The following is a 13,089-nucleotide window of genomic DNA, read 5'->3' as shown; positions in this document are numbered from 1 at the left end:
AATTTCTCAATTTCTCAATTTCTCAATTTCTCAATTTCTCAATTTCTCAATTTCTCAATTTCTCAATTTCTCAATTTCTCAATTTCTCAATTTCTCAATTTCTCAATGCGAGAGCAATTAAGAAGTAGAAGGGTTGTGGGTTGAGGAGGATGGTAAAAACTAATTCTATTGGAGGCAAAGATGCAAGTTAGCAATGAAAAAGAGTTGGCTGAGGCGATTGAAAATGGGGAAAATTCCATTGAGATAGTGGGCGATTTTTCAAAAAAGATCGTTAAAATCAAAGCGACTGGCGATGTAGCGTGGGGCATTGCTATTGCTGCTATTGCGGCAGCTGTTGCTATGGCTATTGCGAGTGGCGGACTTGCAGCACCTGCTAGTCTTTTTACAGCGGCTGGAGCTGTAGGGATTCTTGGAACTGGTCCTACCATTTCGGCAGTTACCATTGCAGTTGCGGCTGGGGGTGTCGGTGTGTTAAACAAATTGCGAGGTTATAATCTAAAAAAGATTTCTGACAATCATGTCATTCTCACTAAAGCGTAAAGAGAGGAGAACCCATGGCACACTATAAAAACCAAGAAGACATGTTTAAACAACGCGCAGAAAACAACAAAAAGCAAGGGGATCGCTACTACGCCCAAAGCAAGGAAGCAGAGGTGAGGGGGGATAAAGAAGCCGCCAAAAACTACATGGCACAAGCACAATACCAGTATAAATCCCAAAAGCAAAATGAGGCTAAGGCACAGGAGCATAAGGGTAAGGAGTGGTAGTCTAGAAGTAGGAGGGGTATATTCTTTTAGAGTGCGAAAAAGGTGGGGGATATGAGAGACTGCTATGGCAATGTAATAAGGACCAAAAACCAGCATCTTTTGAAACACACTCGGCATTACTTCCACTGAAAACTCTAAATCAAGCTAGTCTTTGGTGCTATTTTTTTCAAAAACAGCGGCAACCCGCTGTTCTCCTCCTATTTCTGTGGTGTAGTAGGCTTCACACACAATATGGTAGAGAGAGTCTAAATCAGCAACTTTACAGATAAGCAATTTGTTATCTTTAAGTATTTGAGGCCGATATTTTTGAGCGTATTTTAAGTAGGCATTCCGTTTTGTTGGATCGCCATTCTTTTTAAAAATCTCCAAATTCTCATTTTGCAATAAAAAATCGATTCTAGCCAGCTTTGTTTTTGGTAGAGTAGGTTGGATTTTGTCTAAGTCTAAATCTAGGTGCAAATATTGGTAATCAGAGTTCTTAATAGCTCTAAGTCCTTGTCTAAGATCTTGAACTTTTTTTCAAAAAAGTGTGGCAATATGCGCTCCAAATCCTTAATGTCTTTAAAATAAAGCTTCTCGTCTTTCCGACTCCAATAAGCATCTATTTGTTCGCGAATCAAAATGACTGCTCCATTCTCAATGCATGGTTTGTTGCCTAAAAGAACAAAACCTTTCTTGATGACAGCACCCCGTCTAATTGCCTGGAAGTACAATTTAACATCATCCCCTTCTTCTGTGCGCACAAACAGCACTTTAGACTGGTTTTTTCGATTGCTATCATTCTCTTCCAATACATTTAGGTCAATCGTATTGAGACTAGAAGTGTCGCCACCTATCACAAGCTCAAGATGATAGTCTTCAAGCATTTTCAAGGGAGCTTGGATATAAAATGTCTCCTTTTTTTCTAAACTTCTCCCATGCTCTTTGCGATAGTCTTTCTTTTGGCAATTCTCATATGTTTTAAGATCCCATGTGTCTTCTAAAGATATATTGCCAACACGATAGTTTGTCCCTCCTATGTGGCAATAGAGTATGGACATTGTTATTTCACTCCCTTATCAAGAAAAACAAATTCATCAAGACCAATGAGCTTTGGATACTGCTTTTCTATTTTGAGCTTTCTTTTTGAGATCAAAAACACTTTGTATTTTGCATACTTTGAGGAGTTGCCGGTGATTTGACTAGGGTCAATAGAAATCTCGTAAAAATGATATTTAAAAAACAAAAGATAGGGGTTAAAATAGGAAAATTTCCCCTTGAGGATTAAAAGATAAATAAGCACAAACACCACAATAAATAGGGTGCAATTTTCAAGGCTAACCGCAATGACAAAATAGGCAATGTAGATAGGGATGTATTTAGGTTCAGCCACCTCCACCATCTCCACAGCGCGCATTGCATCCTCGGGAGGCATGTACCTTGCAACAAGGTATATGTAAAGCCAAGATAATAGGGCAAAAACTCCACATACAACCACAACACCCAAAAGATTAAGAAAGGTGTAATGAGCGTGGTGCTTGTGCAAATAAAAAATCGCCCCTGCAGGCGTGAGCGCAAGCCCCACATAGACAAAATAGAAAAAATCCAAAAAGGTCTTCACACCCAAACTCCCTTAAGGCGCACCAAACTGAATTTTTTAAATTCTAAGACATAAAAGCAAATACTAAGATTGTTTTTTGTGCGCATCTTAAGAAAAACAAGGACATACAATCCTCCAAGCGATAGAGGGCAAGGGTGCATGGTCCCCATAAATCCAAAACAATGCGCTAAAATCCCTCTCATGTTCAACAAAAACATTTTTCTCTTGCTCTTAGGGCAGGCTCTGAGCGGGTCGGTGGTTTCTCTGCTCACCTTTAGCAGCGCGCTAGCGGGTCAATGGCTTTTAGGGCACACCACTCTAGCCACTCTGCCCGTTACCACGACCCTTATAGGGGCGTTTGTGGCGGTGTGCTTTTTAGCTTCTATCTTTCAAAAATATGGCAGAAAAAGGGCATTTTTAGGCGCGTCTTTGTTAGGGGTGGTGGGGGCTAGCTTAGGCATTGTAGCCTTGTTGGATCAAAGCTTTATGCTCTTCTGTCTAGCAACCTTTTTGCTAGGCTTTTTTATCGCGCTTAACCAGTTTTATCGCTTTTTAGCCATAGAAGCCATTGATACAACTTGGCAAAACAATAGAGCCACCGCCCTTGTGGTGAGTGGAGGGATTTTAGGAGGCATTTTAGGACCATATTTAGGCAATGTAGGCGTTTCTCTCTTTAGTGTGCCCTTTGTGGGTTCTTTTGGGTTTGTGGGTTTGCTTTGTATGCTCCATATGGCATTGAGCTTTTTGCTAAGGTTAAGACCCTTTAGCGTCAAAGAAAGCCCCAAAGTACCCCTAAAAACTCTCTTAAAAGAACCCCATTTTCTCTTAGCCACTTGTGCGTGTGGCTTAGGCTCTGGGTTGATGACTTTAGTGATGCACGCCACGCCTCTAGCCATGCATGCGTATCATTTTAGCTATACACAGAGTCAAGGCGTGTTAGCCGCCCATTTTGTGGCGATGTATGCGCCTAGCTTGTTTTTAGCTTTTTTGAGCAAGAGTTTAAGCCCTATACGCTTAGTTGTGTTAGGGCTGTGTTGCTACGCATGGGCAAGTGTTATCGCGCTTTGTAGTGTTAGTTTTTTAGCTTTTTGGCTTTGTTTGGTGTTAGTGGGGGTGGGCTGGGCACTCAGTTTTAATGGAGGCACTTTTATGCTCAATGCCATGCAATCTGATCACAAATTGCGCCTGCAGGGATTCAATAGCTTGTGTGTCTTTGGGGGCAATGTCTTAGCTAGCGCGTCTGTGGGTTTGATTCTTGCCTATGGGAGTTGGGCGGTGTTGCATGGGATTTGTTTAGGGGTGATTGTGTTGTTTTTGGGGGTTATCTATGCACTTAAGGCAGGCTAAAAATTCAACACCCTAATACCGATAAACCTGCGCTTTGCAAAGGTAGGAAAGTAGGGTGATGCGGGGGAGGTTTTCCTTAACTTGTTTTTTGTGTTTAATTTCTCTTTTTTAATTGTATTCTAATTCTTTGTGCGCCACCATTCTCTATTCATTTGTGGGAGGAAAAAGATGAAAGTTAGCAATGAAGCGGAGTTGGCAAAAGCGATTCAAAGTGGGGTATCTACCATTAAGGTAGAGGGCGATTTGAAAAATAAGGTCATTAAAATCAAGGCTACTGGTGCCGCAGCGTGGGCCGTTGCCATTACTGCTATTGGGGCAGCTGTTGCAATTGTTATTGCAAGTGGCGGACTTGGAGCACCTGTCAGTCTTTTCACCGTAGCAGGAGCTGTAGGGATTTTAGGGACAGGTCCTACCATTTCTGCAGTTACCATCGCCGTTGTAGCTGGGGTGTCGGTGTGTTAAACAAATTGCGAGGTTACGATCTAAAAAGACTTCTGACAACCGTGTCATTCTCAGCTGAGATATAAAGAGGAGAAATCCATGGCTCATTACAAAAACCAAGAGGGCATGTTTAAGCAACGCGCAGAAAACAACAAAAAACAAGGGGATCGCTACCACGCCCAAAGCAAGGAAGCAGAGGTGAGGGGCGATAAGGAAGCCGCTAAAAGCCACATGGCACAAGCACAATACCAGTATAAATCCCAAAAGCAAAACGAGGCCAAAGCACAGGAGCATAAGGGTAAGGGGTAGGGTAGATACACCTCTCTTGTGCAAGAGTGGGGAAGTAAGCTAGCACGCCATTGAAAATCTGCCGTGCAGACACACCAAATGCAGGTTGTGGGGGCATTTTCACTAACTTTGCCATTAAGAATAGACCCGATATGGCATGGTGATAATAGCATTTTGCTTGTGGATAATGACATATCCCGTTAAATACAACAATACAAGTACTATCTGTGCTTATTTAGAATTTTAAGCAAAGAGTTTGGGTTTTTGTCTCAAAAGAAAGATGGTGGAGTGTAGGGGGCTCGAACCCCTGACCTCAACGCTGCCAGCGTTGCGCTCTCCCAAACTGAGCTAACACCCCAAAAGCGCAATTATAGCATGTTCGCCCATAAAACTCAAGAACCCAACTCTTGGTAATGTTGCAGATACGCCTTCTGCATACGCTCTTCTAGTTCCACATACCAATCTGTATTAAAATCAGGCTCATAAGCGTCTAATAGTACCATTCTTAAGCGTGTGTGCGTGGATTCTAAAGGTTTGCTATTAAAAATCTTGCGCGTATTGAGGAGCAAAATGGGTTGGATTTTGAGCTTGAAACGCTCGGCTAATAATTTTGCCCCGGGCTTAAAGGGCAAAAACTTCTCCCCACCCTGCCCCCTCGTGCCCTCTGGAAAGATCACTAAGGGGCGATTTTGTTCCAATTTTTCCTTAGCCATTTTGAGCAAAGAGGCTAGCCCCCTTTTATCCTGCCGATCAATTAAAATCATCTGCGGGGTTTTGAGCGCATAGCCATAATAGGGGAGATCGCCTAATTCCTTCTTAGCCACCCAACAGATATTGCGCGGATGGTAGGCCTCTAGGCAAATAATATCAATAATGCTTTGGTGGTTGAGCACAATTAAATTGGCACTCAAATCAAATTCGCCGACCTTCTCTAAGGGCGCACCCATCAAAAAGAAAAAGGAGCGGCACCACTTGCGCGTGCTGCGGCAATTATTGTGCTTGCGGGTTAAAAAATTCATCAAAATAATAAAACCCAGCCCTAACCCAACAACCAAGAGGGCATAAACCCCACGAATCCTACTCCACATTTGTTTTTTTCACCCAGCCAATTCTCTCATCTTGAGTCAAGATTTTATCATATTGCGCATGCGATTCGATAATTTTAACCGGTATGGAATGTGTGGTGATGGTCAGAATTGTCGAGTTGTCCGTGGGTAAGATCTTGATCTCGGTATTGGGCAAGAGCACCGCACTTTTATAACCCGAAAAGATATTCCACAACAACACCCCCACCAAGAGTAATGCCACTACCAAACTTGTATTTTTGTAGCGCGTAACAAAATACAGCACCGCCACAAATAGCAACAAAAACCCCAATACAAAATTGGAAAACAAGAAAAGATTATTTTTAGGCTTGAGGTTGCTCTGTGTGCTAATGGTTTCTACAATAGGGATCAAGGAAAATTGCACAGGTTTAAATTGCTCTTGAGTGAGCGAAAAATAACTAAAGGAGAGTTGGCGCATACTCTTGGGTAAAATACAATAATAAATCCCATGCGATTCGCCCGTGCCAAAATGCGAACTCTCAAAGCCTTGTTTAGTCTCTACCGGGATTTTCAAATCCTCTAAATTGGCCTCTTGTGCCTTGATCTCAAAAACTAAAATGTTATTTTGGCTATCATATTCTTTTACCTTGTGGCTCACAACTTGGAAATCACGCGCGACTACGCCGATATAATTGGGATTTTGGGAGAGATCGACCACTTGTAGGGGGATGCTAGAGACGCTGGAAGTATCCACATAGCCCTGTTCTTGTGAAAAAGCACTCACCTTTAAAGCAGGCACTACAGCTTTTAAACCCATGACCTTGTATTGGTAGATCGCACTAAAATTATCATTCCCCAGAGACTTCCACTGAGGGGTGAAGTTCAGGCGTTTGAGTTGTTTGGGATTAGGGATTTTAAGCAACTCCGCACCTAGGAATTTGGCTTGTGAGAACAACAATAAATTATAGGTAACAGAGATGGTCTGCCCCACATACACTGGCTTACTGCTCAGGTCTTGGGCATTTAAGGCTTTTAGGTAGATGACCTTAGCCTTCTCAGTGCCCGGATCAGCCCAACAAGGGAGGAGCACTAAAAGTACAAAGAAAAAAAACTTCAACACGGCCTACTTTTTAGCAACTTCTTTAGAGGCCATGAAAATATCCCAAACTTTCAGCATGTCAATCCCAATTTTAAGCTGGATGTCCCCACTGATGTCTTTTGCGCTCATCACGCTCTCTTTGCCTTCTGACTTGCCCTGTTTATTGTTTTTTTGATCCTTGGCATTGAGTTCTTGGAGCTCTTGTTGCAAGTGGTGTTTGAGATCGGCCTCTTTAAGACTAAAGGTGTTTTTATCTTGGGGTACAGGACCAGCAGGGATCACAATGTCAGGTTTGATGCCAACGGCTTGGATTGTGCGCCCACTAGGCAAATAATAGCGCGCAATGGTGATTTTAATTGCCTCCTCTTTGCCCACCGGGAAAGTGGTTTGCACGCTCCCCTTACCAAAGGTGTCTTCCCCAATGATGATCGCGCGCTTGTGATCTTGCAGTGCTCCCGAGACAATCTCGCTGGCACTGGCTGTCCCGCTATTAACTAAAACCGTGATGGGTAAGTTCGCATAAGGGGCGTGGCCATTGGCGCGGTATTCGATGTCCTCAGACTGCACCCGCCCTTTTTGGGAGACAATAACGCCATGCTTGATAAAGAGATTGGATAGATCGATGGCTTGGTTGAGTAGCCCGCCCGGATTGGAGCGCAAATCCAACACTACACCCTCTAAGCGGTGGGCTTGCTTGGCTTTTTTAAGCTCGGCCATGGCACTTTTAACCACATTGCGATCAAAGGAATTGACACGCAAGTATAAAAACTTCGTGCCCTCAATCCACTTGGCATGCACGGATTTAATTTTGATAATATCGCGCAATACTTTAACTACGATGGGCTTAGGCTCAGACTTACGCACAAGGGTTAGCTCAATGGGTGTTTTGGGTTTACCCCGCATCAAATTCACCGCATCGTCAATACTCATATTGAGCGTGCTTTCAGCATTGATTTTTAAAATCACATCGCCCGCCTTGATCCCGGCTCTAAAAGCGGGGGTATCATCTAAGGGCGCAATGACGGTTAGCGCGCCATCGCGAATCCCCACGGTGATTCCCAGCCCGCCAAACTCGCCATCAGTTTGGGCCCTAAAATCACGGAACTTCTTAGCGGTCAAATAGGAAGAATGCGCATCCAAGTTGCTGAGTAAACCATCGATGGCCTTATCCACGATATCATTAATGCTCACCTCATCGACATAATAATGCTCGATCTGCTCCACCACATTGGAAAACTTTTTGAGTGCATTGAGTCGCTCTTGAGTGGTGGGCTTGCTATTTTTTTTGAGGTGCTTGCTGTGCTGTTGGGTTTGCGCCTCATCTTTGGCTTGCAAAGCATTGGTAACCAAAAATACGCTCAAACACGACACGAAAAAACCCGTCATAAAAAACTTATTCATCATTTCCCCTAACACATTGGTATTAATATTTTATCTAAAACTCCTTTAGGTTATAATTTAAGTTTGCCATATTCTAGGTGGGAGCATGTGCGGTGTTGTTTGGATTGGAATTGTTAGTGGTCTTGGGGGCAATCTTTCTAGGTGTGCGCTTGGGTGGGATGGGGGTTGGCTATGCGGGGGGCTTGGGCGTGGTGGTTTTGAGTTTGGGCTTTGGGCTCAAACCTGGAGTGATTCCTTGGGATGTGATTTTGATTATCATGTCGGTCATCGGGGCGATTGCGGCGATGCAACTAGCTGGAGGGTTGGATTACTTGGTGAGTCTAGCTGAAAAAGTCTGCGCAAAAATCCTAAATATATCAATTACCTAGCCCCCTTAGTAACTTATACGCTCACAATACTAGCGGGTACGGGGCACACTTCTTTTTCGGTGTTGCCCGTGATTGTGGAAGTGGCTAAGGGGCAAAATATCAAACCCTGCCACCCGCTCTCCTTGGCCGTGGTTTCTAGCCAAATTGCGATCACCGCTAGCCCGGTTTCAGCAGCCGTGATCGCCATGAGTGGCTTTTTAGAGCCCTTGGGGGTTTCCTACCCGATCTTGCTAGCCATTTGCATCCCCACCACCCTAGTTAGTTGCTTGCTCACCTCTTTAATTATCAGCACCCTTCTACCCAACCGCTTAAGCGAATCGTTTGACAAACACACCCAAAACATGCCTAGCCACAAAGATAGCCCTAAGAGTGCGCAACTCTCGGTGCTTATTTTTGTCTTGGGCATTGTAGCGGTGGTGCTCTACGCGACTGCGATTTCTAAAAATGTGGGTTGGATCAAACCCGTAGTTTTGCATAGAGATGCCGCTATTATCAGTTTTATGTTAAGCATTGCAACCTTGATCGCACTGTTTTGCAAGATCAAATGTGGTGACTTGGTGCAAACAAGCACTTTTAAGGCGGGTTTGAGCGCGTGTGTGTGTGTCTTAGGCGTGGCGTGGCTGGGGGATACCTTTGTGAAAGCCTACATCGATCCCATTAAAGCCCTTGCCTCCACCATGCTGAGCCACTACCCCTTTTTGCTAGCCGTGGGGTTGTTTTTGACCAGCATGCTCCTCTACTCCCAAGCAGCCACCACAAAGGCGTTGATCCCCAGCGTGATTGTAGCGATGGGGCTAACCCCCGAGCACCCACACGGGGTTTATATTTTGGTGGCTTCCTTTGTGGCAACTTCGGCTCTTTTTGTGCTCCCCACCTACCCCACGCTTTTAGGTGCGGTGCAAATGGATGACACGGGGAGCACACGCATTGGCAAATACATTTTCAATCACCCTTTCTTTTTGCCCGGGGTCTTGATGATCGCCTTGTCTGTGGGTTTGGGTTTTTTACTCGCCCCCTTGTTGATCTGAGGGTGTGGCCGGGGTTTTGCTAAAGAGCGACTCGAGCATGCTCAAGCCCACTTTTTCGGGCACTTTGGGCGCGCTCTCTTTGGGTTCTAACACATCAAAATCAATATCATAGCCGGTCAGCATGCACGCTAGGCGCACATTCACACCATTACGCCCGATCGCCTTGCTCTTTTGATCGCCATAAAGGGTTACCAGCGCGCTTTTTTTGCCCTCCTGTGCAAGCTTAATCTTGATCACATGGGCAGGTGAAAGGGCGTTAGCGATGTAAATTTCGGGCACTTCATTATAATGCACGCAATCGATGTTTTCGCTACAAAGTTCCTTGCTAATGGCATTGATTCGCACGCCCCGCACGCCCACGGTCGCCCCGATGGGGTCAATTTGGTTATTCAGCGAACGCAGGGCTAACTTGGCGCGATCTCCGGGGATACGCGCAATGCCCATCACCTCAATTTCTTTATCAGCAATTTCAGGGACCTCTAGGTGCAAAAGGGCTTCTAAGAATTTAGGCGTGGTACGGGAAAGTTCCAAGATTAAGCCTTGCTTGCTGAAACGCACATTCTTTAAAATCGCGCGCACGCTATCGCCCACCTTGAAAGTCTCCCCCTTGATGCGGTTTTTAAGGGCTAAGACCGCTTGCATGTTTTCAATCTCGACATAGGTATTTTGTGCTTCATCCACGCTCAACACCACACCCTTAACAATCGTATTCAGCATGGCCTTATATTTTTGGAAGTATTGGTCTTCCAGGCTTTTTTGGATATTAAATTCCAAATCCTTAAAAAGGGCATTGACTGCACTGCGCTTCATGTCCTTCAAACTAATTTCATAGTGCAAAATATCACTGGGTTTTAAGGACGGATCGTCTCTGTGGGCTTGGCTGAGTGCGATGGTGTTAGTGGGGTCTTGATTTAACCTAGGATCGTCATCGGCGCACACTTCCACCGCATGCAAGAGGGCTAAATCCTTGTTCGAATCATCAACCACAAAATTAGCGCGGGTGTCAATGCACTCCCTAGCCACTTTTAAAATGCTATTTTTCACCACGTCTTTGATCACCTCTGGGCTCAAGCCTTTTTCATAGGCGATCAACTCTACAATGTCTAGTATTTTTTCCACTCTGTTCCTTAATAATGTTGTCAGATTGTTTAGAATTGAAAGAAAGTAGCGGGCTATTATAGCAAAAACTCCTCTAAAATTGAAGGCTTGTGTTAGAATAGGGTGGTTGGTTGTGGCTGACGATTAATTTTTAAGGAGCAGGCATGGTATTGGGTTTAAAACATTTGGCATGTGCGGTACTCTGCGGGGCGTTGTTAGCCAGCACGCCCGTGTGCGCTCAAGATAATTTGGTCAATCAGGGCAAACAAGCAGAGAAACAACACGAATATCATAAGGCCTTTGAGCTTTACAAAAAGGCCAGCGATCAGGGCGACCCGCTAGGCACGGCCTATTTGGGGCACTTGTATAAAAAGGGTAAAGGCGTGGCTAAGGACTACAATAAAGCTAAGCAGTATTTTGAAAAGGCGATTGAGATGAGTAAGGCTAAAGGCGAAGAGGGGAGTGCACCAGCCATTATCTTCGCCAAGCTCCATTTGGCCAAGATGTATCAAGAGGGCAAGGGGGTACCCCAAGATTACAAACATGCCTTCCAAATTTACCAGAATTTAGCTCTAGATTTAGCACGCCAACAGGGCACGCTAGATTTGCAAGCCCTCAAAACCAAGCACTACAACGCTTATGGACGCAAAATGTTAGGGATTGTGCTTTACCACTTGGGCGAGGCTTATAAAAAGGGGTATGGTGTCCATGAGGATTCTCAAAAAGCCCTAGCTTTACTCAACAAAGCCGTAACTTTTGGGAGTCACCATGCAGAAAAAGAGCTCCACCAATAGACTTACCCCTTGATTATTGGGTGCTTGCATGGCTTACTAACCTTGCAAATTCTTTGAAGATATACAGCCCATCTCTAGGACCCGGACTGGCCTCGGGGTGGTGTTGCACCGAAAAAATGGGGGAATCCAAGTAACGCACGCCTTCAATGGTGCCATCAAAGAGATTTTGATGCGTGATGGTGGCTACTTGGCTAATGCGATCGCCCACGCAATAATTGTGATTTTGCGCGCTGATCTCGATGCGCCGTGTGGCTAAATTGAGCACCGGGTGGTTGCTCCCATGGTGCCCAAAGCGTAGTTTGTAGGTGGGGAATCCATGCGCAATGCTCAAGAGCTGGTGTCCTAGACAAATACCAAACATGGGGATTTTGGCCTCAATAAGGGTGGCGATCTCGTGAGTAGCGCGTGTGAGTTTGAGTGGATCGCCCGGACCATTGGAGATCAAAATCCCGCTAATCTCTTTTTTTTGGTAGGCTTCTAAAAGCGCGCTAGCCTTGCTATCGGGGGCAAAACAAAGAGGCTTCAAACCCACTTGCACCAAATTGTTTAAAATATTTTGTTTGACTCCAAAATCCAACACGCCCACACAAAAGGGCGGGTTTAGGGTGGGATAACCCAGTGCCCCAAAATCAAACACCCCCTGCGTGTCGGGTTTGGGGTGGGTTAGTGAGGGGATGAGGTGCAAATTAGCTATTTTGGTGGCGTGATCCAGCAAAGTCTGCAACTCCTGCCTTTCTAAATCTTGGGTGGAGATGATCGCCTGCATCGCCCCTTCATCTCTAAGCATCCCCACTAAGGCGCGCGTATCCACTCCACTCACCCCCAAAATCCCATGTTGGTTTAAAAACGCCCCCAAACTCTGCTTGGCTCTAAAATTAGAATAACGCGTAGGGTAATGGCGCACAACCACCCCAGCACAAAAGTTGTGTTGTGATTCGCAATCTTGCCCATTGATTCCCACCACCCCAATCTCAGGCGCGCTAAAGACCACAAACTGCCCTCTGTAACTCGGATCGCTTATAACTTCTTCATAGCCACTCATCGCCGTGTTAAACACCGCTTCGCCCACCACCACCCCGGGCGCGCCGAAGCTCTGTGCCTCTAACAAAATGCCATTTTCAAATAAGACACGCGCCATTATAAAAAGCCTTTGCGCCTCAACTCTTCCTCATACATGCGCTCAAAAACCAATTCGTATTCATCACTACCCACGGGGAGCTTACGTTTATAATGCTTGATCTTTTCGCTCACCTCTAATTCCACGCTCTCATAGAGTTTGGCATAGGTGTCGATGGATTTAAAAATGAGATTGCGGATCATATTTTCAGAGACCGAGAACATAAACAGGTCCTCATCTAGGATTTTTTCTAAAATCTGATGGGAAAGGACATTACAGCGATCTTCCCAGCCGAGCACAAAATCCCTTTGGGCGGCTACACGCCTTTTAGCCTCCCAAAACAACTGCCGCTCATCCATGCGCATGAACTCGATTTCATCAAGTTTTTCTTCTAGCAGGTCGCGGACCTTGTGATCGATGGCACTCTCTTGATCCACATTGTCTTGCACCACTTGGTAAGTTAGCGTGGTGAGATTCTCTAGCGTGCCTTTGAGTTCTAGTAAGGGCGATTGGATTAAATCTTGAGCGATCTTATTCGCGATATAACGGACATGGTTGGCTTTCAATCTCATTTTTTGCCCCATTTTTAGAAAAATAGGTTTCATTTTAACCTATCTTAGGTTAAAGCCAATTAAAGAGAAGGCGGGCTATTTTGGCGATCTTTAAATTAGAATATGCTACAATCTAGGCATAACTAGTTTAACACTGAGTAAATA

The 13,089-nt window shown here is 44.9% G+C and carries 15 protein-coding genes, 1 tRNA gene and 1 pseudogene; 7 read left to right on the top strand and 10 right to left on the bottom strand.

All coding sequences use genetic code 11. The annotated features are described in order from the left end of the window. Positions 1-180 precede the first annotated feature (180 nt). Complete coding sequence (locus EAO36_RS04440) at positions 181-540, top strand: hypothetical protein (RefSeq protein WP_120955757.1); 360 nt, start codon at positions 181-183, stop codon at positions 538-540. Positions 541-554: 14 nt separating this feature from the next. Next, the gene (locus EAO36_RS04435) at positions 555-767 is read left to right on the top strand and encodes a hypothetical protein (RefSeq protein WP_205586160.1); all 213 of its coding nucleotides are present in this window, start codon (positions 555-557) and stop codon (positions 765-767) included. Positions 768-911: 144 nt separating this feature from the next. On the opposite strand, the gene EAO36_RS04430 is transcribed toward EAO36_RS04435, so the two are convergent. From EAO36_RS04430 to EAO36_RS04420, 3 genes are all read right to left on the bottom strand, one after another. Next, the gene (locus tag EAO36_RS04430) at positions 912-1,136 is read right to left on the bottom strand and encodes a hypothetical protein (protein WP_162983261.1); all 225 of its coding nucleotides are present in this window, start codon (positions 1,134-1,136) and stop codon (positions 912-914) included. An 80-nt stretch (positions 1,137-1,216) separates the two neighbouring features. After that, positions 1,217-1,807 carry a hypothetical protein gene (locus tag EAO36_RS04425; RefSeq protein WP_120955755.1) on the bottom strand — a complete coding sequence of 197 codons (591 nt, stop codon included), beginning with the start codon at positions 1,805-1,807 and terminating at the stop codon, positions 1,217-1,219. A gap of 2 nt (positions 1,808-1,809) precedes the next feature. Then, entirely contained in the window at positions 1,810-2,367 is a 558-nt protein-coding gene (locus EAO36_RS04420) for a hypothetical protein (protein ID WP_120947310.1), read from the bottom strand. Positions 2,368-2,505: 138 nt separating this feature from the next. On the opposite strand from EAO36_RS04420, the gene EAO36_RS04415 reads away from it, so the two are divergent. The 3 genes from EAO36_RS04415 (at position 2,506) to EAO36_RS04405 (ending at position 4,443) form a co-directional block, all read left to right on the top strand. After that, positions 2,506-3,693 carry an MFS transporter gene (locus EAO36_RS04415; protein WP_120955754.1) on the top strand — a complete coding sequence of 396 codons (1,188 nt, stop codon included), beginning with the start codon at positions 2,506-2,508 and terminating at the stop codon, positions 3,691-3,693. Between the two features lie 168 nt (positions 3,694-3,861). Continuing rightward, a complete protein-coding gene (locus tag EAO36_RS04410) occupies positions 3,862-4,155 on the top strand; it encodes a hypothetical protein (protein ID WP_120955753.1) in 294 nt (97 codons plus the stop codon). A gap of 78 nt (positions 4,156-4,233) precedes the next feature. After that, complete coding sequence (locus EAO36_RS04405; protein ID WP_185962989.1) at positions 4,234-4,443, top strand: hypothetical protein; 210 nt, start codon at positions 4,234-4,236, stop codon at positions 4,441-4,443. A 260-nt stretch (positions 4,444-4,703) separates the two neighbouring features. Here EAO36_RS04405 and EAO36_RS04400 read toward each other — a convergent pair. The 4 genes from EAO36_RS04400 to EAO36_RS04385 all read right to left on the bottom strand — a co-directional run bounded on the left by EAO36_RS04400 (position 4,704) and on the right by EAO36_RS04385 (position 7,968). Beyond that, positions 4,704-4,780 (bottom strand) — tRNA-Ala (locus EAO36_RS04400). 34 nt (positions 4,781-4,814) lie between these two features. Continuing rightward, positions 4,815-5,510, bottom strand: a complete 696-nt coding sequence (locus tag EAO36_RS04395; protein WP_120947312.1) for a 1-acylglycerol-3-phosphate O-acyltransferase — start codon at positions 5,508-5,510, stop codon at positions 4,815-4,817. Next, positions 5,500-6,588: a hypothetical protein gene (locus tag EAO36_RS04390; protein ID WP_235852365.1), complete on the bottom strand. Its 1,089-nt coding sequence runs from the start codon at positions 6,586-6,588 to the stop codon at positions 5,500-5,502. Before EAO36_RS04390 ends, EAO36_RS04395 begins: the two co-directional genes overlap by 11 nt. A 3-nt stretch (positions 6,589-6,591) precedes the next feature. Further along, positions 6,592-7,968, bottom strand: a complete 1,377-nt coding sequence (locus tag EAO36_RS04385) for a S41 family peptidase (RefSeq protein WP_120947314.1) — start codon at positions 7,966-7,968, stop codon at positions 6,592-6,594. 158 nt (positions 7,969-8,126) lie between these two features. Between EAO36_RS04385 and EAO36_RS04380 the strand changes: the two are divergent. Then, positions 8,127-9,364, top strand: a pseudogene (locus EAO36_RS04380) (anaerobic C4-dicarboxylate transporter). Here EAO36_RS04380 and nusA read toward each other — a convergent pair. Beyond that, positions 9,341-10,483 carry a transcription termination factor NusA gene (gene nusA / locus EAO36_RS04375; RefSeq protein WP_120947315.1) on the bottom strand — a complete coding sequence of 381 codons (1,143 nt, stop codon included), beginning with the start codon at positions 10,481-10,483 and terminating at the stop codon, positions 9,341-9,343. The pseudogene EAO36_RS04380 and the gene nusA sit on opposite strands and share 24 nt — an antisense overlap. A gap of 143 nt (positions 10,484-10,626) precedes the next feature. Between nusA and EAO36_RS04370 the strand changes: the two genes are divergently transcribed. Further along, a complete protein-coding gene (locus tag EAO36_RS04370; protein ID WP_120947316.1) occupies positions 10,627-11,256 on the top strand; it encodes a tetratricopeptide repeat protein in 630 nt (209 codons plus the stop codon). A gap of 13 nt (positions 11,257-11,269) precedes the next feature. On the opposite strand, the gene carA is transcribed toward EAO36_RS04370, so the two are convergent. Both carA and EAO36_RS04360 read right to left on the bottom strand, forming a co-directional pair. Beyond that, positions 11,270-12,394 carry a glutamine-hydrolyzing carbamoyl-phosphate synthase small subunit gene (gene carA, locus EAO36_RS04365; RefSeq protein WP_120947317.1) on the bottom strand — a complete coding sequence of 375 codons (1,125 nt, stop codon included), beginning with the start codon at positions 12,392-12,394 and terminating at the stop codon, positions 11,270-11,272. After that, positions 12,394-12,945 (bottom strand): DUF507 family protein, encoded by a 552-nt coding sequence (locus tag EAO36_RS04360; protein ID WP_162983020.1) that lies wholly within the window; start codon positions 12,943-12,945, stop codon positions 12,394-12,396. The genes carA and EAO36_RS04360 overlap by 1 nt, the downstream gene beginning before the upstream one ends. Positions 12,946-13,089: the final 144 nt, after the last annotated feature.

Source organism: Helicobacter mehlei (genome assembly GCF_003660265.1).
Classification (GTDB): Bacteria; Campylobacterota; Campylobacteria; order Campylobacterales; family Helicobacteraceae; genus Helicobacter; species Helicobacter mehlei.
This window is presented reverse-complemented; position numbering and strand designations above follow the sequence as displayed.

Coding starts and splice junctions, on each gene's coding strand:
- EAO36_RS04440 (WP_120955757.1), top strand. CDS start 181: ATGCAAGTTAGCAATGAAAAAGAGTTGGCTGAGGCGATTGAAAATGGG.
- EAO36_RS04435 (WP_205586160.1), top strand. CDS start 555: ATGGCACACTATAAAAACCAAGAAGACATGTTTAAACAACGCGCAGAA.
- EAO36_RS04425 (WP_120955755.1), bottom strand. CDS start 1,807: ATGTCCATACTCTATTGCCACATAGGAGGGACAAACTATCGTGTTGGC.
- EAO36_RS04415 (WP_120955754.1), top strand. CDS start 2,506: ATGGTCCCCATAAATCCAAAACAATGCGCTAAAATCCCTCTCATGTTC.
- EAO36_RS04410 (WP_120955753.1), top strand. CDS start 3,862: ATGAAAGTTAGCAATGAAGCGGAGTTGGCAAAAGCGATTCAAAGTGGG.
- EAO36_RS04405 (WP_185962989.1), top strand. CDS start 4,234: ATGGCTCATTACAAAAACCAAGAGGGCATGTTTAAGCAACGCGCAGAA.
- EAO36_RS04395 (WP_120947312.1), bottom strand. CDS start 5,510: ATGTGGAGTAGGATTCGTGGGGTTTATGCCCTCTTGGTTGTTGGGTTA.
- EAO36_RS04385 (WP_120947314.1), bottom strand. CDS start 7,968: ATGAATAAGTTTTTTATGACGGGTTTTTTCGTGTCGTGTTTGAGCGTA.
- EAO36_RS04370 (WP_120947316.1), top strand. CDS start 10,627: ATGGTATTGGGTTTAAAACATTTGGCATGTGCGGTACTCTGCGGGGCG.
- carA (WP_120947317.1), bottom strand. CDS start 12,394: ATGGCGCGTGTCTTATTTGAAAATGGCATTTTGTTAGAGGCACAGAGC.
- EAO36_RS04360 (WP_162983020.1), bottom strand. CDS start 12,945: ATGAGATTGAAAGCCAACCATGTCCGTTATATCGCGAATAAGATCGCT.